The organism is Chryseobacterium sp. Bi04, from assembly GCF_918698085.1.
Classification (GTDB): Bacteria; Bacteroidota; Bacteroidia; order Flavobacteriales; family Weeksellaceae; genus Chryseobacterium.
Genome location: NZ_CAKKLP010000007.1, coordinates 1 through 21,478 on the forward strand (window position 1 = coordinate 1; position 21,478 = coordinate 21,478).

The following is a 21,478-nucleotide window of genomic DNA, read 5'->3' on the forward strand; positions in this document are numbered from 1 at the left end:
TTCCCATTCCGAACACAGAAGTTAAGCCCACCAGCGCCGATGGTACTGCTAACGCGGGAGAGTAGGCCGCCGCCAGTTTTTATTTTATTTTTAAAAATCCTTTATCGTAAGATAGAGGATTTTTTTTTGTTTATATACTATAACTGCTATACTCTTATACTTCAACTCTAAACTATACCCAACCTCAGTTGATAGTTGATAGTTGATAGTGCTGTCAACCCTCAACTCATAACTCATAACCCTTCTATTAAGTTTAGGCTAAAGCCAATGGATGGTTTTGTATTTTAATAAGAATGGTTAAAGCCCGTCCCTATTGAATATCATATCTTAAACTGAATTGAACGAACTGAATTTACAACAGGAGCTATTATTCACAATTAACCATTGACCATTGACGATTCATAACTCATAACTTATCACTTATCACTTATCACTCATCATTTATAACACAGATCACTTCACTCTGTTCATTACCTATCCATCATTTATATTTACTCCGCTTATTTGATTATTCAATAGAAATGGGCTTTAGCCCATTTAAACAAGAGCATCCCCAATATGGCTTTAGCCAAAACTTAAAACCGGTAACACTCAAAATTTTAACCCATTGAGGTTTAAGATAAAGCCGATGGATGGTTTTGTATTTTAATAAGAATGGTTAAAGCCCGTCCCTATTGAATAGTATATCTTAAACTGAATTGAACGAACTGAATTTACAGACAGGGGGCTATCTATAACAGACATAATCTTACCATTCTTATAATGTTATAAAGTTTAAATAAACAGCTTAGCTTTTAAATAACTCTAATTTTCATTTCATTTTTTTATTTCTTGATTTTCCTTACTCTCAACCGTTTTTTGGGATTCATAATTGCTCTGTTTTTCCCTTTATTTATATGAGATTTATTAACTTTTATTTAGATAACTCCCATTAAATCAATGTTATTTTTATGCATATTATTTAATTTTTAGTAGTATACTATTAAATACTGTTAAAATATTATATTTGTTTAAATCATTATATATTATATGAATAGAACAATAATTAAGATAGGACTTCTTCCATCTGTAATTTTTTGCTTTAATGGATTGTATGCACAGAATACCGACTCTACTAAAGCTTCAAAAATTGATGAGATCGTTGTAACAGCTTATGGTGTTAAAAAAGAGAAGAAAGCTTTAGGGTACTCTTTCCAGGATGTGAAAGGACAGACCCTTGTTGATGCTAAAGAAACAAATGTTACCAATGCATTGGTAGGAAAGGTTTCTGGACTACAAGTCATAAAAGCAGGTTTTGGACCTGCCTCTTCATCAAGGATAAATCTTAGAGGATTTAATTCATTTAAAGGCGATAATCAGCCTCTTATTGTGGTAGATGGGGTACCATTAAGTAACAATTTAGGATCGAAGCCTAAACAAAATGACGGGAATTACAATAATGATTTTTGGAATCCTGACTTGGATATGGGAAACGGTTTAGGCGATATTAATGCTGAAGATATAGAAAGTATTTCTGTTCTTAAAGGAGGTGCAGCTTCTGCATTGTATGGATCAAGAGGAGGAAATGGTGTAATTCTAATTACTACAAAAACTGGTAAAAAGAAGGGAGGGTTAGGGATTACCTATTCTACAAGCTTAGGTTTTGAAACTCTCTTTATGAAACCTGATACGCAAAAAAGTTTTGGTCTGGGGCTTACCGGTATACCAAATCCTGCCAATAGTGATAATACATCTTCTTGGGGCCCTACTTTTGAAGTATCTGGATCAAAAAGATATGATAATTTAAAGAATTTTTTCAAAACCGGTATTAATTCACAACATACTTTGAGCTTTCAGGAGAACTTAGGAGAAGGGACAAGTTTATATACTTCAGCAAATTACTTAAATGATAACAGCCAAATTCCTAATTCCAAGTTTGAAAGATTCAACTTTATGGCCAAAATGAATTCAACTTTTGGTGCAAACAAAAGATGGACATCAGAAGTAAAAGTACAATATATTAGTTCAAAAGCCAAAAACAGGCCTTCTGGAGGAAGAGGAGATGGTAATTATTATTCTAATATTCTCCTTATGCCACAAAATATCGATATAAGAGATTATCAGGCAGAGCAAACTCAGAATGATATAACATCTCGTTGGATTACACCTAACGGAATTAATCCCTATTGGTCAGCCTATAATAGCCTTAATGCAGATAAAAAAGATCGTTTTTTACTAAATGGATATCTTAAATATCAATTCAATGATTGGTTAAGTGCAGATGTTAGACTCGGTACGGATTTTTATTCTTTAAATTCTGATGCAAGGGTGTGGACAGGATCTTCACGTAAAAATTCTTATGCAACAAATGAAGAGAAGTTTTATGAAAACAATTATATAGCAAGTCTTACGGCTAAAAAAGATAATTTATTTGGAAAATGGGGAGGTTCAGTTTCCGTATATGGGCAAATGATGGAAAGCAGAACTAAAGCTCTTTATTTTTCTACTCAGAACCTTATTGTCCCAAATGTCTTTAGTGTAAATAATACAAGTGACCTTGCAGGTATAGCTAATAATGAAGTAGATTTTTGGAAAAAAATTAACTCAGTATTTGCAGCAGCAGAAATTAATTATGATGGTTATTGGTTCATCAATGCTACAGCAAGGAATGACTGGTCTTCTACTTTAACTATCGAAAATCGATCCTATTTTTATCCATCCATAAGTACCTCCTTGGTTTTAACTGAAATGCTGAATAAATTGAACGGGACGACTTCTAAAATATTGACATTTGCTAAATTGCGTGCAGCCTATGCTGTAACAGGAAATTCTTTAAATCCTTACGAATTATATAATACTTATAAGCTTGGTGCTGATCCTGGTGGCCATGCAGTTCTTGGGAGAAAAAAAATACTTTATAACTCTAATTTGCAGGCTGAAGAACTGAAAACTTTTGAAGTAGGTGCAGACCTTAAATTCTTTAACCGGGTTTCTTTAGATCTTAGTTATTTTAGAAACAGTGCGTCAGGGCAATTGATTGATTTGCCTATGAATCCTCTTTCCGGTTATGAAGCTAAAAAAATAAGTTCAGGGGGACTTCGTAATAGCGGAATTGAGATTGTTTTAAATACAGATATTTTTAAAAAAGAGGTTTTTACATGGAATGTTAATGCCAATTTCTCAAAATTGAAAAGTGTAATCGATAAGATTGATGATAATGTTTTAAAGTACCCTTTGGCTGGTTTTGATAATGTTGGTATTTTTGCGGAAGTGGGTAGACCATATGGAGCTATTTATGGAACGAAATTTTTAAGAGTTGAAGATCCTAATAGCCCTAATTTTGGTAAGCTCATTGTAGGAGAAAACGGTTTACCTCAAGCTACTCCTGATCAGTATTATTTAGGTGATCAAACTCCAAGAGCCTTATTTGGATTTACAAATAGCTTCGTTTACAAAAATATTGGATTTTCTTTTCTTATTGATGGGCGTATTGGAGGAAAGTTTTATTCATCCACTCAATCCGCTCTGCAAAAAGTAGGGCTTGCAGCTGATACTGCACCGGGCGGAAGGCGGGATAATTTCGTACTTGATGCTGTGGTACAACAAAATGGTGGAGGATATGTATCTAATACAAAAGAAATTACTCAACAAGATTATTGGGCTGCTGTTACAGCGGGCAATCTTGGAATTACAGAACAGAATATTTACGATGCTACTAATATTAGATTAAGAAATGTTCAGGTATCTTATAGTTTTCCTAAAAGTATCTTTCAAAAATTAGCTTTACAAAGCGCTAAAGTTTCATTTACAGCCAATAATGTATGGATGATTTATAGTAAAGCAAAAGGAATAGATCCTGAATCTGTGTTTGCCATTAACTCCAATGCTGTAGGATTTGAAAATATGGCTTTCCCTACTACAAGATCTTATTTATTCACTATTACATTAGGATTTTAATATCAATAATAACATCATGAAAAAATATATTTTATCTTTCATAGCGCTGGCCACAATTTTTACGGCATGCAACGATTTTGAGGACATTAACAATGATCCTTTCTCAGTGGACATTAATAAAGCTGAACCTGAATATTTTTTGAATAATTCTATTTTGGGTGCTCAGCAAGATCCTAATATTGCGGAGCGTGTTTTTGTTCTCTACTGGAAAACTGCAGGAAGGCAGCATTTGACAACAGGGATTGCCGGGGGAACATACGATGATTCCTGGACTGTTGAATACTGGAAAGGCATTTCAGAATGGCTTAATAATGCCAATGCAACGATTGAGATAGCCAATGAAAAAAAAGCAATAGGGCAAGGTAAGCCCCATTATGATAATCTCATTCAGGTTTCCCGAATTTGGAGGGCCTATTTGATGAGTGAATTTTCTGATAATTTTGGACCACAGCCTATCCAGGCATTTAAGGGAACAAATCCGGGTTTTAATTCTGAGAAAGAAATCTATTATTTTATTTTAGATGAACTGAAAGATGCAGTTGCTAAAATGGATACCAATCAACCCGTTCCTGGAAATCCTAATGCTAATGATATGGTATATGGTTTTAATTGGGGTAAATGGGTAAAATATGCCAATTCTATGAGAATGAGAATTGCCATGAGAATTGCCGAAGTAGATCCTGCAAAAGCAAAAACTGAGTTTGAATCGGCTGCCAACTCTAATATGTTGATCACTACAAGTGCAGACAATTTTACAGTAAAGGAAGACACTGGTTGGAATCCACTATCAGGAGTAATGTCCAGAGAATGGAATTCTCAAATCTTATCGGCAACTCTTAATAATATGTATATTGGATTAGGGGGAATTAATTCTACGGACCAGCTGCCTGCAGCCCAGCATACTGCTGTGAAAGCCCCTGATTATGTGGGAATAAAATATGATCAGCAGTTCACCACAATGACGAATGATCCCAGTGCGGGTTATTGGCTGGATGGGCTTCCTAATAAAATTGACCCAAGAGCTTATAAAACATTCTATATCCCAGGAGATTTGACAAGTCCTATTTACTCTCTTTATCCAACCTATACCAATCAGGCTACCACCAATTACGGTGATTTGACGTTTGCTGATAATTCTAAAATCACTGTTAATGCCGTAAACACCTGGAATGCTTATACCATTGGAAACTGGGGGGTAAAAGGACAGCGAAACGGATTAAGAAATGTAGTAGGATGTATGCCGGCATTAGGCAAACAATACAGAGAAAGTAAAAACTTCAGAATATTTTTTGCAAGCTGGGAAACGTATTTCCTTATGGCAGAAGCTGCCTTAAAAGGATGGTCTGTTCCTATGAGTGACGAAGCTGCTTATAACAAAGGAATACAGGATAGTTTTACTTATAATGGAGTATCACAATTCTATGGACAGTATATTGCTTCCACAGATTATAACCGTGACGGAACTTCTGTTTCTTATACGCATATAACAGAACCCGGAGCGAGTCACAGTATGAAATATAAAGATCCTGCAACGGGTAATCTGGTTTCTGTTGATATTAAATATCCTGTGAATACTATTTACAAAAACGGATCAGTTAAAAATGATAAGTTAACGAAGATCATCACGCAAAAATATTTAGCCAATACACCATGGCTTCCGTTAGAAGCCTGGAATGATCAGAGAAGATTAGGATTACCATTCTTTGAAAATCCGGCGGTGGAAACTCCATTGGTGAATTTACCTAATTTAAATTCAGGAAATTATATGACTAATTCTATTCAGAATTTTCCGCAAAGATTGAGATATCCCAGTACATTCAGAAATACTGACCAAACCGGATATGATAAGGCAGTGCAGTTGCTTGGAGGAACTGATGCTGTTTTAACACCTCTTTGGTGGGCAAAGCATTAATTAAAAATTATATACAAAAAAGTCCTTTATCATATGATGAAGGGCTTTTTATGTGTTTTAAAGTCATCTATACTACTCTCTTTCATGAACAAAAGGTTGGCTAAAAAGACTTTTAATTAGGTCCTATGGTAAAAACTACTTGCGCACTATATGCTTTGGCAGGAATGACTACAGAAACACCACTTATCTGAAATTGCACATTAATTGCCGAAAAATTGACACTGTTACCAAGTCCTAAAACTCCGGTAAAGTTGATTGTAAAAAATGATGTATCCGTTGTTGGAGGTATTTCCAGATAAGTAGTTCCACCATTGACCGTTGCACTACAGAGAAGACAAAGTCCGTTAATAACAGTACTTCCTCCACTTCTTCTTGTGTAAAGATGCAGCGCACTGTTCCAGGAAACAGGATTATAATGCATACTGACCCTGGCAGCTCCACTTGAAAGAAGATTTAAAAAAGATCCCGGTAAAAATCCGGATAATGTTGTGATATTAGTGGCACTCTCATAAGTTCCGGCATAGTTATTTCCTGCTTCAGTAATAGAAGGGACGCTTACGGTCCACCCACTTCCACTGGCATTTATGGTTTGCGCACTCAGGTAACTGCTCATTGTGAAAGCAATAAGGTATAGATATTTTTGTAAGCGTATTTCTCTGAGAAAGCGACTATTGATTTTCATTTTCAATTTTATTCAGTGATGGTATAAACAATTGTAATAGCCGTATTAGCCTGCGTCAATACATTAGCATAATTATTCGGAACTAATGAGATGGTAAGTCTGTGGCCATTATTGGCTCCATTTCCGGTATAGGCGCCTCCAATACCACTAATAACTGTAACAGGCGTAGTCGTAAGAACAACCTGCCCTGAAGAAGTTCCCAGTGTTCCTCCTCCTGCTCCGGAAGCTGCTGCGGCCTGCAGTCTTATATTAACACCATCAATGACCTTATTTACAGATGCCGTAATTCTTCTGGTAAGGCCTGCGGGAGTAATGGCAGAAGTGTAATTAATCCATTTTGATGTATTGGGAGTTGGATTGCCAAGAGCATTTCCAGCCTCGGTAGGAGCTGTAAAATTCAACGTAATATTTCCTGTAGGCTCAACATCCATTAACGTTACTACAGGTAAAGCTATAGTAACAGTACTGTTAGCAGTCTGGGAATACACCGGACCGGAGAGAATAAAGGATACTATTAATATTATGGAACGGATTAAAATCATCTCTTCTTTTTTATTTCATTATAACCTACCTTTAGGGATTCCTGCTGGTATCTGATTTCTATCTGCTGTTTGACAACGTTAATGCTTAGTTTTTTTGTTTCAGAAGGCTTTAAAGTAAACTGGAATTTATCGGTTGAAATTTTATAACGCTTATCAAGACCGTTCCGGTACACTTTAATTGTCCAGTCACCCGGCCGGAGATAGGTAAAATCAAAATCCTCTCCTATCAAACAGATTTTACGGTACGTTTGATCATTGCCGACAGCTTCTACAATGATACTTTCTTTTTTCTTTTTTTCTTTCTTTGCAAGAAATTCTGAAATACCTGTCTGATTCTTGTCTGCTGATTCTACAAACTGAATATGACCCTGTACACTGGCTGCTGTAGTTAATCCGAAATTAAAGATATTTTCTTTATTAATAAGAGAAAGTGCTGCAGGAAATACCAAGGTAGGAATATCATTGATATCTGTGGTGGAACGGTCTATTTCCAAAAAGTAATTACCGGGAATCACATTTTTAAATAAGTAGTTTCCTTCTTTATCTGTAATTGATAAATAGCTTCCCAGCATTAATCTTACTCCCTCCGTCTTTTTTATTCCCAGGTTGCTGATATTTCCGGATAAAGTAATGTATTCGGCAGTTTTCTGTACCGGAATATTGGGACGCCAGGTATAGCGCATTGAAAATATAAAATCTTTATTTCCTATTTCTCCTCTTTGCAGTGAATATCTTCCCGAAAGGTCAACCTCATGCCCGGAAAATAACTGCTGATGGAACAGAAGTTCAAATAAATTTCTGTCTTTGAAATATTCTTCAGGCATATAATTGTTCTGGTAAAAAAGACTTAGGTTGGTTTTATCAGAAAACTGGCTGAAGATTCTGGCACCGTAATAGAAATTTTTTTGATTTTGCAGCTGGTATCGGGAAGTGACGGCATAACTTCCAAATAGATTAAAAGATGTTTTGAATTTTTGAAAGGAGAGATTGACAGAATAAAAACTGGAATCCCCATTGAATCCTGTCAGATAATTATCCGTTTTACCAAACTGTCCTTCGATATTCATCTGAAATATGCCAATCTGCTGATTAATAATAACTTTGAAATATCGTTCATAGTAATCAAACTGCCGGGGCTCTAAACGGTCCTGATAGGTTTGATAGCCATTGTTAAGCATGATAAAACCATTAGAAAGATATTTATACTGCAGTCCATATTGAAAATATTTTCTGTAAGGTGCAGCCAGCAAAAGAGTATCCCGCTGAAAATTTTTAGCATCCTGCATATAATTGGCGAAAACATTTAGCTTTTTGGTTACATTATAATAAATATTACCGTTAAAGGTATTGGTATTTGTAAAATATCCTGCAAATTCAGGGCTTGCTTTGATATACATTAAACTTCCGTTGAGCCTTTCAAAAATAGCTTCACCCTGCAGCATATAAGCTGTTCCGTCTGTTTTTTTTGTGGTACTGTAAGCAAATTCTCCGGAAAGATTAATGTTTTTTGAAACCTTGAATTTTCCCTTAGCATAGGGAAGATGGGCATCAGAGTCTAACCTTGCATTACTGTAATTTATTTCCCCTTCTCTAGGAGTTTTGTAAAGATATCCAACATAAAGTTCTGATTCTTTTCTTATCCTGAAAGCCGAATAGATATTAAATTCATCTTTAATATCCCTGAAAAACCTCGGATGGTTATAGAAGCCACCCACACTCACTTTATTAAAATCATATCGGACTTCTGCTCCGCGGCCGTATCTTGCAAACTCTGTTAAAAAGGATGAAGAATACGTTTTATCACCAAGATGGATAAAAAAATTATCCCGCTTGTAATTTACAAAATACTCTTCATACTGGGTAAATGTGTTGAATTCTATAGGGTTGTGGGTAATGGCCCGAAATTCAATCTGGTTTTTATTTTCTTTATCCAACGATCCTTTACCATAAATCTCCCCCTGGAAGCCATCATTGTAAATACCCATATTTTTCATTCCAATGAAAGATAATGAGGCCGAGATGGGAAGCCTGTGATAAATATCGTTTTCTGTGGGCTTTACCGCTATAACCTGGGTACTTATATAAACACTTTGATTTTCCTTAGGATTATTTTTAGGATATACCGAAAGATTTAGATTTTGATATTCATTTTGCCGAAGCTCCGGATGAGTTACTTTGTGGATGGTAATAATTTTTGACTCATTAGGTTCCAAAACCAATGATGCATCATGATCAACAACAGCATTTTTACTTTCCAGAATAATATTTTCCGTTACGTTTCCATTATTTTTTAAAAGAAAAGAAGAACGGATAGTTTCTCCGGCCCTTATAAACTCTGGAGAATCTAATGCCGTTACAAAAAGTCTTCTGTTGCCGGAAATGATAATTTTTGAAGTTTTTACAAAAGAAATTCCGGTATTCCGGTCTTTGATATGTAAGGTTACTGAATAATCACCCTGAGTAGTTTCTGCTGCGATACGCAAAGGAACAAGATATACTGAAGTTTCATGGGGACCAATCTGAAATTCCCCTTTTTCTAAAATGGGAATAATAAGCGGACTTGAAACACTCGTTGAGATATCATAGGTTTTGTTCTCATCCGAGTTATTTTCCAATGTAAAAGGTATAGATGTAGATGTTCCCGGAGTTAGGCTATCTTTTTTACTGTTCAATCGGTCTGATTGCTTCTGTGAAAAAATAAATACCGGGAAAAATAGTATGGTAATAAATAATGTCCAAATTCTAATCATTTTTTACGTCTAAGTCCACATTGAGGGCAAAGGCATTCTCTTCCTCATCTGTAGCCATTATCATAGCACGGTATTTATCTGGCGGTACTTTGCTGATATCAATGTAAAATGTTTTAGAAGTAGAAGGCAGCAGCCCCATCGTTAAACTTGAATAAGTCCCCACTTTTTCTCCTGTTTTACGGTTATAGACCTCAATAGAGGCCGTTGGTTTACAGTAAAGATTCCCTTTATTGGCTATGGCAATTTTTGCAGTTTGCTTTCCATCTTCTTTTTCTACTTTTACACTTTCAAACTTAAGGTCCGGTTTGGCCTTTTCTGTATCATAATCTGTAATGATCTGAATGGCATACCGTATGACAGAAGTGATATTCACCCCTGGTTTATTGTCACTGGGCTTTATATCATCTACGGGTTCTACAATCACTACACTCCAGTAGCTGCCGGGATCTACCGGTTGATCTGGAACTGTGATCTCATAGAATACCTCTGTTTTTTCTTTCCCTTTCAGGGTAATTAAATTCGTGTTGAGCTTAATCCAGTCACCATTAGTTCTTTTATTGGTATGTAATGCCGTATAATGGGTTGTTCCATCGGCATTATAGGCGAAGTCCTGTAAAAATAACTTGACACTTTGAGCATTATTTCCCGTGTTCTCGATACCAATTTTCCCTTTGTAAACTTTTCCGTTTTCTATTGTATAAGAATGCGTAAGCCCGTTGAGAATCACAATGCCGGCATGTAGAAAGCTAAACTGTAAAATAAGGGCGATCAAAAAAAGAATACGCTTTATCATTATATAGAGTTTGGAATTAAATCATTAAATAATACAAAACCAGGAAGAAACTGAAAGACAATTTCTTCTTGTTTTTGAAATACAGAATTGAATTTTATTAAATTCTAATTATCTGATATAGTGTAAGTAACAGTGGCTACTGTAGTGGCTGTTGCCTGCAGGTCCGCATAAGCTGCTACACCTCCGGGGCCGCTTCCTGCTGCAAGAGCATAGGTAAGATTATGTCCGTTATTGGCACCATTACCTGTGTAAGCACTTCCGATTCCCGAAATAATAGTTTGGTCGGCAGCACTTAATGTTAAAAGTCCCGCAGATGTTCCTAATGTTCCTCCCCCGGATCCGGTAGCTGCCGCTGCAGTTACTTGAATATCTACGCCAGGAATGATGGCATTAAGGCTTACAGTTACGTTACGTGTAGGATCAGCAACAGATTTGATAGAAGAGTAATTAAGCCAAAGCGTAGTGTTGGCAGTACTTGGAATAATAGGATTTCCGGCTTCAGTAGGAGCTGTGAATCCCAATGTAAGGTTTTTAGTAGCAGCAGGTTCAATGTCAACCAGAGCAACTTCTGGAACTGAAATGGTGATCGTATGATTGTCTGTATTGGTATCTTGTGCACTGATACCAGTAGATATGGCTACCGCAAATAGAGACATTGCAATTGTTAATTTTAATTTTTTCATGATGTAAATAATTAGTTTAGTGAAGGTAATAAAATTCAACATACTATGAAAAAAATATACATTATTTTTTATATTGTTAAATATTACGTTCTTATATTTGAATATGATTGGGAATAATAAAGGAATTAGAGTATGTAATTATGAAAAATCCCGTACAAAAAGTATACGGGATTTTAAGTTTTATTGAGAAGGTTTTAAGCCCAATGAGGATCCGAAATCGAAGCTTTTCCGGTTTCTGCCCTTCCTGCAAAATGCCAGATATGATCTTCCCATATTACTTTTACGTCATACCAGCCTTTATTCTTACTGAGATCAATTAGTATTTTTTCTTCAGGTTGATCTAAAGTTAAGGTTTTCTTATTTTTCTCGTAGAGGTCTTCTAAGAGTATCGGAATATTTCTTTTTTGATTATTTCTGAAGATCAGTTCAACCTGGTTCTTGGGAGTATGATTGATGAGCATAACCTCTATTTCCGGGCTGGAATTTCCTTTAAATTTTCTGAAAAATCCATTAGGACCGAAAATTTCATAATCATAAATAGCAGCACGTACAGGATGCGATAGCTCCTGTTTGGCATATAAAGCATATGAAAAATGATAATCTGTACTGTTGAATTGGGTTCTGTCATACAACAGCAAAGGGACACCATTGTCTTTTAAATTGGACATCCTGATCTTTCCTCCTTCCAGATTAACGTGGAATTGATAAGGAAGTGCATTGGATGGTTTGGTTCCCCTTTCCTGAATGTGCAGGAGAGTATTATTAAGTTCATTTTCAGAATACCATTTTAAATCAGGAACAGGTTTGTTTTTTGCTGCATTAATGGTTTTTGCAAAATCTTTTTGATTCAGATAGTCCATTTGCGGAGCTTTTACACTCGGGGAATTGAAAGCAGAAGTAAGATCTCCACACACAGCTCTTCTCCAGTCACTGATATTGTCCACATGAACATCTTTATTAAATTTTTTCTTAATAAAATTTTCAAGAAACTGAAGTATTGAAGTATGATCCGACACTTCCGAGTTCACAAAACCTCCTTTTGTCCATGGTGAGGCAATGATCATAGGAACTCTATAGCCTAAGCCTACAGTTCCTTCAATTCTTTCATGGTCCTGTAATGGAAGGGTAGACATATATTCCTGGGATTTGTCTACATATTCCACACCTTCTTTTCCATTCATATCAACCGGCTGACTCGGATTTAGAGGAGGTGCAAAAGGCAGGACATGGTCGAAATATCCGTCGTTTTCATCATAATTAATAATGAAGATTGTCTTTTTCCAGATTTCAGGATCTTTAGTCAGAATATTTAAAACCTCAGAAATATACCAGGCTCCATACCAGGGAGATCCAGGATGGTCGGAAAAATGTTCGGGAGCTACCAGCCATGAAACCAATGGAAGTTTTTTCTCCTCTACATCTTTTCGGAACTGGAACAGGACATCACTTTTCGGAACAACCAATCTTTCTCCGTTTTCATCGTTACCTATTTCCAGATTCCAGAAATCAGGATCATTAGAATTGGTAGTAAAGGCCTTTTCGTGAAGGTTTTTTTCCTTTTGGGAAAGTTTTGAATAATTATCCGGATGGTATTTTACCTGATCTTCCTGTAGTTCCGTAATTATGGCTTCAAGTTTTGTTTTCTGACCGGGATTTTTTTCAATCTCTTTTTTCAGGTAACTGATCATATTGGGAATATTCTGAAAATATCCCTTTGAGAATTTAACATTAAAATTTGAAAACCATTCAATAGGATTATCTGTGAAATTACTTAGCCATGCTTCCTGCTCACCGGACATTCCTTTAGGCAGGCTTATTTCATTCTGATAAATTCTCCATGAAACATTCTTCTCTTCTAAAATTTCGGGAAAACTTTTCCATTTCGCTTGTCTGGCCTTATCATAATCAATATGATCATTGTAAACATTGGCCTTTACCTTGCCGTTTTGCTGCTCCCTAAGAGTTCCGGACCAATGGAACAGGCGGTTTGGGGTAGTCCCGGTAAGGGAAGAACAGAAATACTGATCGAATATGGTAAATGCGTCGGCCAGCTGGTAATAAAATGGAAGATCTTCACGGTTGTAATATCCCAAAGTAAGCGGGATATTTTTATACTCTTTATTTCCTGAAGCTTTAAACTGAAGCCACTGGTCATATTTCCTTTTATTTAAAGCTTTTTGTTGGTCAGACCATGAATGGGGCAGGGAGCTCATCCATGTAGATTTTGTATTTTTAAGATCCAGCCTGGCAGGAGAAGCATATTTTCCGTTGTTATCCTTTTGGAAGAAAACAGAATGCCCGTCCTGTTTTATAAAAGCCCTCTGATCTAAAAATCCCCTTACTCCTTTAAGCGCACCAAAAGCATGATCAAAAGAACGGTTTTCCTGCATCAGGATGACCACATGTTCCGCATCATAAAACGTAGATAATGCTGCAGGTTCAATAGCTAATGCTTTTAAGATAGAAGGATGAAGGACGCTTGAAGTTCCCAATCCGGCCAGTAAAAGGCTCGATTTTTCTAAAAATTCTCTTCTGTTCATGTTCAATCGTAATAAGAAAGAAACCGCAAGTTAATAGGATTTCCTGCGGTTTCTTGTTGAATATAAAAATAATTAAAATCTTACTGCAGCCACCAAGGTTTGGAGTTAATATTATCATTTCCTCCATATTGAGCGGTAAGGGCAGCCTTTAGATTAGAGCTGTTGTAATTGTACTCAGACTGTGGATATCTGAACCTGAATGGAGCAGAAACTCCGGCCTTGAGCGGATAATCGGGATAACCTGTTCTCAGATAATCATAATACGAGGTCCATTGTGCCTGATGGAACATGGTCATGTATTTTTGAGTGATAATTTTTTCCAGCTGATTCTGTAGAGGAGCGGCATCGTCATACACAACCAATGGCGTTGCCAGATACTGATTCACATTAAACCCGGCGAAATACTGGTTAGGATTTTTTACATAGGCCTGGTAAAAGCTGAAGCTTGCTTTGATAGCATTATCATAGTGAGTTTTTGCAGATCCGGAGATCCAGCCTCTTGCCGCAGCTTCAGCCAGAATAAACTCCTGTTCAGAATAACTTAATACCGATGAAGGTTCATTGGTAGGGTCTTTATAGAAACGGTCGTTTACTTTAGAAATGTTTTTTGCCGTGATCAATGCTGCATTATCAGAATATGGTGAGGTAGGATTTCCACCATTATATCCTGTAAAATCGGTAATAGCTTTTCCCGCTTCTTTTGCACCGGTAGTCTGGGCTGCAAATGTAAACAAACGAGGGTCCTGTCTGTCCTTGAACATATTGATAAAATAATCAGCCATGTATAAACTGGATCCGTAACCACTGTTGTTAAACATAGTGTATCGGCTGTCCGCAGCATCTGCAAACCTAAGTTCACCGTTATCAGCAATGGAAGTCATCAGAGGCTGGCTTCCGGCGATAGAGGCAAACTCTGTGGCGATATTGTAGTTTCCAACCGTACTTTTCTTAGACATCGTGATCAGGACCTTCAGACGGAAAGCATTGATTAGTTTTTTCCATTTTGCAGCATCCCCATTATAGATGATATCCCCTTCAATCTTATCATTGGAATTGATAAGGCTGCTGGCTTCTTTCAGTTCAGATAAAATTCCGGCCATTACCGCTTCCTGGCTGTCATACTTGGGCTGGGTAATTCCGGATTCTCCTTTTACAGCTTCACTGTAAGGAATACTCCCAACCTTTAAACTTAATGTAAAGAAATAATAGGCTCTGTAGAACTTTCCTATAGCCACATAATTTTTATTGTTTATTTTTTCAGCCTCCTGCATCATCTTTGCCGTGTTCAAAAGCCCTTTTGTATAGACTTCAAAAGAGGTGTCATTCCATTTCATATACTGGTAGGTGTTCTCGCCATCCGTTCCGATCATCATTCGGGAAGCATACATATTATCACCGTTTATCTGAAAAGCATCTTTTGAAACATAGGTCAGAAGAACTTTGGGATCAACGCTTGCCTTATCATTGGGATTCTCATTGATCTTATCAAGACTGGATTCACATGATGCCAATGCCAGCGTTCCGGCAATAAGTAGCGATTTTATAGTAAGCCATTTCGCAGTTTTACCATTTTGCGATGCAATTTTAGCAATACCATTTATATTATTTTTCATTGTATTCTGTACTTAATTAAAATTTAAGATTAAATCCGATTCCAAACCATCTGCTTGAAGGATCCTGGATGTCATTACTGATGTCACCTTCCCTGCCTGTTTTGATCTGGAAGTCAGGATCGGAATAAAGGTTTTTAGATTTTTTCCACATTGCCAGGTTATAAGCTGAAATGTTTGCCGTAAAGCTTTTGATCACTCCGTTCGGATTGAGTAAAGATGAAAAATCATACTCCAATACGACAGACCTTAGTTTGATAAAAGTTCTGTCGAAGACGTTGGCAAATACATCACTCTCGTCCTGGGTAACTCTTGCCTGATAAGGGTAGTTCTGTGCCCAATCCTGGAAACTGATTGCTTTGGTATGAGGCGTGTAAAGCCCTGTAGTTGGATTATAATTGACACCATCGGGAACGAAATAATAACTTCCCGGGTTAGCGTATTCCTGATCTCTATAAGCGGTAGAGTTCGGATGTTTTCCTCCCCACCACATTTTTTCTACCACCTGGGATCTCATTATTCCGCCAATGCTTCCATCGATTCCTATATTTAAGGATATCTTTTTATATTTAAAGTTGTTATTAAATCCGAAAGTCCAGTCCGGGTTGAAATGCCCCAGATTGCTCGGTGCATTGGCTCTTGTTGGCATACCTGATTTTGTATCAAGGATCACTTTCCCGTCCGGAGACTTTTGCCATGTATAATCGTAGTAGCTGTCCATTCTTTCACCCAGCTTGATATTATTGTAGTTGGGCATATTATCATAAATAGAAGTAAGCTTTTGTTCATAAGTACTCCAGTTGACCAATGATTTCCATGTGAAATCCTTGGTTTTTACCGGAACTAATCCTAATGAAATTTCAAGTCCTTTTGTAGTATATTCATTCCCGTTGACATACTGAGAGGTAAAACCTGATGATTGGGCACTTGGGAACTTAAGGATATTATTATAATCCAGTGTTCTGAAATAAGTGACATCCAAACTTACCCTGTTTTTGAATAACCCTGCGCTTACTCCCAATTCATAAGACTTGGTTTGCTCAGGCTTTAAAGAGTTTTCAATATTCAGAATGGTAGGGTAATAATAGGTAGGATTTCCATTAAAGGTAATCCCATCGTTATTTACATAATAATTTCTGGTAGAATAAGGTTTAAAGTCATAGGCTACTTTTGCCCATGATGCTGAAAGCTTTAAGAGATTAATGGCTTCAGGCATTTTGATAAGGTTGGAAATGACAGCACTAACGGAAGCTGACGGATAGAAATAAGATCTGTTAGCCTTAGGCAGGGTAGAAGACCAGTCATTACGCCCGGAAATATTGATGAAAAAGGCGTTATATAACCCGATATCAATGGTTGAATAGGCACTGTAGATCAGCTTTTCTTTAAGATAAGAGTAATATTTTATAGCCCCGATAGAGTTGTCAAGCGTATAAAGTTCCGGAACTTTCAGTCCATCAGTAGATTTATTGTCTATATTATTTTTATAGTAGAATGTAGAACCTCCGGCATTGATGGTAATATCAAAATTCTCGGAAATCTTTTTCTTATAAGTTGCCAATACATCATAGTTGAGGTTCCATGTTTTGGAATCATTAAGAATATAACCTCCACTTCTTGGAGCGTCGTAATTGAAATAAGAATAAGGGCTTAGTTTTTCCTGCTTATTGTGGTTTTCAACAATAGATATCTTACCTTTTACGGAGAAATCTTTTGTAGCCTTATATTCCAGACCGGCCTGAGCATTGATGATATTGGTTCGGTTCTTATTCTTATAATATTCAGCTCCGAACCATGGATTGTTGTACCATGCATAATTCCAGTTTGCCTGTGCAGTACCTTCTTTTCCGGGAACCCACATATGATTTTTCAGTGCATTTCCGTCAACATCACCACCCATCCAGATCAGGATGGTGTACATATGTCCGCTTGGATTGTAGTCATAATTGGGGGTACTCGGTGTAAAAGTCTGGTTGAAATTGAATTTTGTATTGAAGATGAATTTCTCTCCCAAATGATTTTCCGAAGAAAAATTCACGCCATAACGCTGCAGATAAGAGTTGGGAACCCGGTCATCGTAATTCATGAAATTTCCCGAAAGTCTGTATATATCCTGATTGTTTTTATAGCTTATAGAGAAGTTGTTATTGTTGATAACTGCTGGTTTCAGAAATGTATTTAAGTTATCATGGTACTTCCAGTCGATGGGAACTCTTTCATATCTTGATTTGTCATTGTACTGAGTTCCTGTCACGGCTCCATACCATGGGACAATCTGGCCTGTTACTTTATCTCTGATGGGGCTGTTCCATTGTGCAATCTGAAGTCCGGGGGTGAATTTTGGACCCCAGATCATATCTCCGTCATTCACACCACCGTCTGCTCCGTCCCAGAATTCATATTTTCCATGGGAACCATTTCCATATTCGGTTTGAGTTTTTGGAAGATTGATAAACCCGCCGGTAATCATTGTATTTTGTGAAAATTCTACAGAGAAACCTTTCTTTTTAGCACTTTTCGTAGTAATCAGCACGGCACCATACCTCCCTCTGGAGCCATATAATGCAGAAGCAGTAGCTCCTTTCAGAACGTTGATATTCTCAATATTGTTGGGATCCAGGTTTTGAAAGACTTCTTTTTCAACAATTACTCCATCAATAACAAAAACCAGGTTAGAGTTTCCCCTTAAAGTAAAATCCGGGGCCTGCTGCATGCCGGTAGGGTTGGATACATTAAGACCGGCTACCTGACCGGAAAACAAATTTCCTATGCTGGGAGTAGTAACTGTTTCAAACTGCTTAGTGCCTACTTCCTGAGTAGAATACCCAATCTTTTCTTTCTTTTTTGCAATCCCCAAAGCGGTGATGACAACACCTTCAAGCTGTTTTTCATTCACCTTTTTCAGAGTTACCGCATATTGTTTTTTTGAAGAAACTTCTATAGTGTACAAAGAAAAGTCCGGAGAATAAAATTCAAGAATGTCTTTGGGATTGGCCGAGATGGTAAAATTACCATTATCATCGGTCTTAGCCGTCTTACCGGTATTTTTGTCAGTAATATTGACTCCGGAAACACTTGTTCCGTTTTCAGATTTTACATTTCCTGAAATATTAATTTCCTGAGCTGTAAAATAAAGAGGAAGCAGAGAAATTGCAAAACTAGCTAAAGTCTTCTTCATTTTTTTGAAGGCAAATATACCCTGACACTATTACCTGTGTTTTAATGTTATGTTAAATTAAAAATATGATTTTAATATTTTTTAACAATAATAATTAATAAAATGGTAAAATAAGAAGCAATATTTAGAAGATGTTTTTCACTTTATTTTATTTATTAAAGAGTTCCGAAAATGAAGGAAAAAGAATTTTTTAGAACCTGCTCAGGATTCCCCAGTGAATTTTAATATCATTAAACTTAAAAGGATTTCCAAACTCATTACCATTGGAGAGCTGGAAGCTCATCAGCCCTATCGGAATAAAGAAGTTAAAACCGAGCCCGACACTGTAGAGTTTGGGCTTTACATTCAATGATTTATTATTGAGCTGTCCGTACTGTCCAAAGAGGTCGAAAAATGCCTGATTACCAATTAAGTACCGGTATTCTAAACCTCCGTAATAGAAATAATCTGCCGCAAGGGAGTTTTCATTGAAACCCCGCATGGAATTCCAGCCTCCAAAGCGGAATAATTCATTGGTGGAAAATTCCATTTTAGAATCCATCATCCGGCCTTCACCTTTTATATTAAGAAAATGGTTTCCGGAAATATGGTAATTGTGCTCCCCATAAAAGTAAAACTGATTTTGGGTAGCTTTGATATTATCTTTTGTATAGGTGGTCGTTAAGAAATCATATCCGGCACTGATCTTTGTTTTATAAAGAAAAAGATCAATATCGGTAGGTTCAGTCATCTCATACCAGATCCCTATTCCTCTTTTGTTATAATCCTTTCCCTGGGTATATAAAGTATCAATAATACTTGAAGTTTCTAAAGTTCCGCGCAGACCGATTTTGTTCCGGTTATTAAGGTGGTAATAAAAAGCAGGAAGGAATTTGACATTGGCAAAAGTAGAATCCTGTCTGTAAATATTCACCTTTGTATTCAGCCCGATATTGGATTTGAAAAGATAAGGAATATCAACCTGCAGGTCAAAAGTCTGCCCTCTGTCCGGGTTTCTCTGCCAATATAAACTAATTGCTTCAAAACCATTGAACATATTTCTGAAGTTGACATTCATGGTTCCGTTTAAGGTAAACTTATTCGTTTTGTCATTTCCAAAACCGATTACCCCATCAAAACTATTGGTCTTTTTCTTTTCCAGGAAAAGATAAATATTTGTAGAGTCTTTGGTGAATAAAGTCTGAGGCTGGCGTTCCAGTGTTACAAAAGGATGACTCTGAAAACTTTTGTTGACGGCTATCAGATTTTTATCGTCATAGGTTTTTCCTTTAAACTCCTTTTCCAGATTTTTAATAAATCTTTTTGGAACCCTCTCGTAGCCTTTGACCACAAATCCATCAATAGTTCTTTTGTCATTCTTATTGATATCCAACTCTATAACGGGAAATCCATTTTTTTTGCCTTTATATTTTGATTTAATTCTGCTGAAGGAATAGCCGTCATCAATATATTTTTTATTGATACTTTTTTTTGTGGAATCCAGATTTTTGGTGAAAAAATCTTTCTGAACCTTGAGCTTCTGAACTATAGAATCAGAAAGGTCAACATAGGTTTCGTTGTAATTTTTGCCCTTGTCGAAAAAAATTTCAGTGCTGTCGCCTTTTATTTTTACCTCTTTCAGCTGGGTGAAGAAATAATTGTTTTGGGCTAATGAATCCAGAAACTTTACGGCAGACGCTGAATCTTTGACCTTTTTCTTAACCTTTGTTTCCGTATCAATAAGCCAATAATGCTTTTTCTGCGCTTGGATAAAAACGCAGAACAGCACAAAAAATATTTTTAGAAATAACTTCAATTTTAGCTGGGCTTACATCATTAAGAATTATCTTGAGATACAGACAGTCACTCTGACTTTAGTAAATGAACCGAATAAGCGAAGTTCATCTTCATTCTTAACAACTCAATCACCTTAATAGTTTAAAATATAAATAACTTTTTAATAACTGAAACTAGTCCAGTTTATTATATTTCTTCATTAAATTCTCATAAACTCCCTGTGGAAGAATCCATTTCAGCGGAACTCCAATCTTCTGCCCGAATTTACCAAAATAATAATGAGCTTTCCATTTATTTTTTCCTAAAAGCTTTTCTATATATTCTGCTACTTCTACAGGTTCTGTTCCATCATTGACATGAGAGTTCATTAAAGCATATACCTTATTGAACACATTTTTATAAGGCTCTGAAACCTGGGCTATCACCCTGTTCTCTGCAATATTGGTTTTGATATCTCCCAAATGAAGAGAACATACATCAATATTCCATGGGTAAACTTCATACCTCATCGCTTCAGTTACTTTATCCAGTGCAGATTTTGATGCAGAATAAAAACCACGGAAAGGAAGTCCCATTTCACTTCCGATACTGGAAACATTAATAATTTTTCCAAATTGATGCTCACGCATTTTCGGAAGAACAGCGCTCATCATCTGAACGGGACCTGTCAGATTCAGGCTGAATAGTTTTAAGATATCCTCTTGGGTAGAATCTTCCACAGCTCCTACCATTCCCATTCCTGCATTATTGATCAGAACATCGATTCTGCTTTCAGTTTTTAAAATTTCTGTAATAGCATTCTGAATCGCAGTATTATCAGTAACATCCGTTGGAATAGACTTGAAGTACTGACTTTCCGTATATTTTCGGCTTAAACCATATACTTTGTTCCCTTTTTTACCAAAATATTCGGCCAATGCAAAACCAATTCCTGACGATGTTCCTGTGATGATAATGGTCATTTAATCTGTATGATTTAATTGTTCTTTTATTTCTTTATAAGCAGTCTGTTGAGGTTGATTCTATCAGCTGCTTAAAGAAAGCTCTATTTTCAGCAAATGTAAAAAAAGAAAAGA

General features: G+C 36.5%; 12 protein-coding genes. 2 read left to right on the forward strand and 10 right to left on the reverse strand.

The window, feature by feature from the left end; genetic code table 11:
• Positions 1–1,029: 1,029 nt before the first annotated feature.
• Entirely contained in the window at positions 1,030–3,936 is a 2,907-nt protein-coding gene (locus tag LQV47_RS12415) for a SusC/RagA family TonB-linked outer membrane protein (RefSeq protein WP_230037313.1), read from the forward strand.
• A gap of 16 nt (positions 3,937–3,952) precedes the next feature.
• Positions 3,953–5,848 (forward strand): SusD/RagB family nutrient-binding outer membrane lipoprotein, encoded by a 1,896-nt coding sequence (locus LQV47_RS12420; RefSeq protein ID WP_230037315.1) that lies wholly within the window; start codon positions 3,953–3,955, stop codon positions 5,846–5,848.
• 112 nt (positions 5,849–5,960) lie between these two features.
• Here the strand turns inward: LQV47_RS12420 and LQV47_RS12425 are convergent, their stop codons facing one another.
• The 10 genes from LQV47_RS12425 to LQV47_RS12470 form a co-directional block, all read right to left on the reverse strand.
• A complete protein-coding gene (locus LQV47_RS12425; RefSeq protein ID WP_230037317.1) occupies positions 5,961–6,530 on the reverse strand; it encodes a hypothetical protein in 570 nt (189 codons plus the stop codon).
• 8 nt (positions 6,531–6,538) lie between these two features.
• The gene (locus LQV47_RS12430) at positions 6,539–7,072 is read right to left on the reverse strand and encodes a hypothetical protein (protein WP_230037319.1); all 534 of its coding nucleotides are present in this window, start codon (positions 7,070–7,072) and stop codon (positions 6,539–6,541) included.
• Positions 7,069–9,822, reverse strand: a complete 2,754-nt coding sequence (locus LQV47_RS12435) for a hypothetical protein (protein WP_230037321.1) — start codon at positions 9,820–9,822, stop codon at positions 7,069–7,071. Before LQV47_RS12435 ends, LQV47_RS12430 begins: the two co-directional genes overlap by 4 nt.
• On the reverse strand, positions 9,815–10,615 hold the full coding sequence (locus LQV47_RS12440; RefSeq protein WP_230037323.1) for a DUF3324 domain-containing protein: 801 nt from the start codon (positions 10,613–10,615) through the stop codon (positions 9,815–9,817). Before LQV47_RS12440 ends, LQV47_RS12435 begins: the two co-directional genes overlap by 8 nt.
• A 104-nt stretch (positions 10,616–10,719) precedes the next feature.
• A complete protein-coding gene (locus LQV47_RS12445) occupies positions 10,720–11,298 on the reverse strand; it encodes a hypothetical protein (RefSeq protein ID WP_230037325.1) in 579 nt (192 codons plus the stop codon).
• Between the two features lie 194 nt (positions 11,299–11,492).
• Positions 11,493–13,838, reverse strand: coding sequence for a phosphocholine-specific phospholipase C (locus LQV47_RS12450; RefSeq protein WP_230037327.1), 2,346 nt, complete (start codon positions 13,836–13,838; stop codon positions 11,493–11,495).
• 80 nt (positions 13,839–13,918) lie between these two features.
• A complete protein-coding gene (locus tag LQV47_RS12455; RefSeq protein ID WP_230037329.1) occupies positions 13,919–15,451 on the reverse strand; it encodes a SusD/RagB family nutrient-binding outer membrane lipoprotein in 1,533 nt (510 codons plus the stop codon).
• A gap of 16 nt (positions 15,452–15,467) precedes the next feature.
• Positions 15,468–18,626 (reverse strand): SusC/RagA family TonB-linked outer membrane protein, encoded by a 3,159-nt coding sequence (locus LQV47_RS12460; RefSeq protein WP_230037331.1) that lies wholly within the window; start codon positions 18,624–18,626, stop codon positions 15,468–15,470.
• Positions 18,627–18,816: 190 nt separating this feature from the next.
• On the reverse strand, positions 18,817–20,421 hold the full coding sequence (locus LQV47_RS12465) for a hypothetical protein (RefSeq protein ID WP_230037333.1): 1,605 nt from the start codon (positions 20,419–20,421) through the stop codon (positions 18,817–18,819).
• Positions 20,422–20,575: 154 nt separating this feature from the next.
• Positions 20,576–21,364, reverse strand: a complete 789-nt coding sequence (locus LQV47_RS12470) for an SDR family oxidoreductase (RefSeq protein ID WP_230037336.1) — start codon at positions 21,362–21,364, stop codon at positions 20,576–20,578.
• Between the last annotated feature and the right edge of the window lie 114 nt (positions 21,365–21,478).

What these genes read in the sequence shown, in the direction of transcription:
- LQV47_RS12415 (WP_230037313.1), top strand. Translation starts at nt 1,030, where the DNA reads ATGAATAGAACAATAATTAAGATAGGACTTCTTCCATCTGTAATTTTT.
- LQV47_RS12420 (WP_230037315.1), top strand. Translation starts at nt 3,953, where the DNA reads ATGAAAAAATATATTTTATCTTTCATAGCGCTGGCCACAATTTTTACG.
- LQV47_RS12425 (WP_230037317.1), bottom strand. Translation starts at nt 6,530, where the DNA reads ATGAAAATCAATAGTCGCTTTCTCAGAGAAATACGCTTACAAAAATAT.
- LQV47_RS12430 (WP_230037319.1), bottom strand. Translation starts at nt 7,072, where the DNA reads ATGATTTTAATCCGTTCCATAATATTAATAGTATCCTTTATTCTCTCC.
- LQV47_RS12435 (WP_230037321.1), bottom strand. Translation starts at nt 9,822, where the DNA reads ATGATTAGAATTTGGACATTATTTATTACCATACTATTTTTCCCGGTA.
- LQV47_RS12440 (WP_230037323.1), bottom strand. Translation starts at nt 10,615, where the DNA reads ATGATAAAGCGTATTCTTTTTTTGATCGCCCTTATTTTACAGTTTAGC.
- LQV47_RS12445 (WP_230037325.1), bottom strand. Translation starts at nt 11,298, where the DNA reads ATGAAAAAATTAAAATTAACAATTGCAATGTCTCTATTTGCGGTAGCC.
- LQV47_RS12450 (WP_230037327.1), bottom strand. Translation starts at nt 13,838, where the DNA reads ATGAACAGAAGAGAATTTTTAGAAAAATCGAGCCTTTTACTGGCCGGA.
- LQV47_RS12455 (WP_230037329.1), bottom strand. Translation starts at nt 15,451, where the DNA reads ATGAAAAATAATATAAATGGTATTGCTAAAATTGCATCGCAAAATGGT.
- LQV47_RS12460 (WP_230037331.1), bottom strand. Translation starts at nt 18,626, where the DNA reads ATGAAGAAGACTTTAGCTAGTTTTGCAATTTCTCTGCTTCCTCTTTAT.
- LQV47_RS12470 (WP_230037336.1), bottom strand. Translation starts at nt 21,364, where the DNA reads ATGACCATTATCATCACAGGAACATCGTCAGGAATTGGTTTTGCATTG.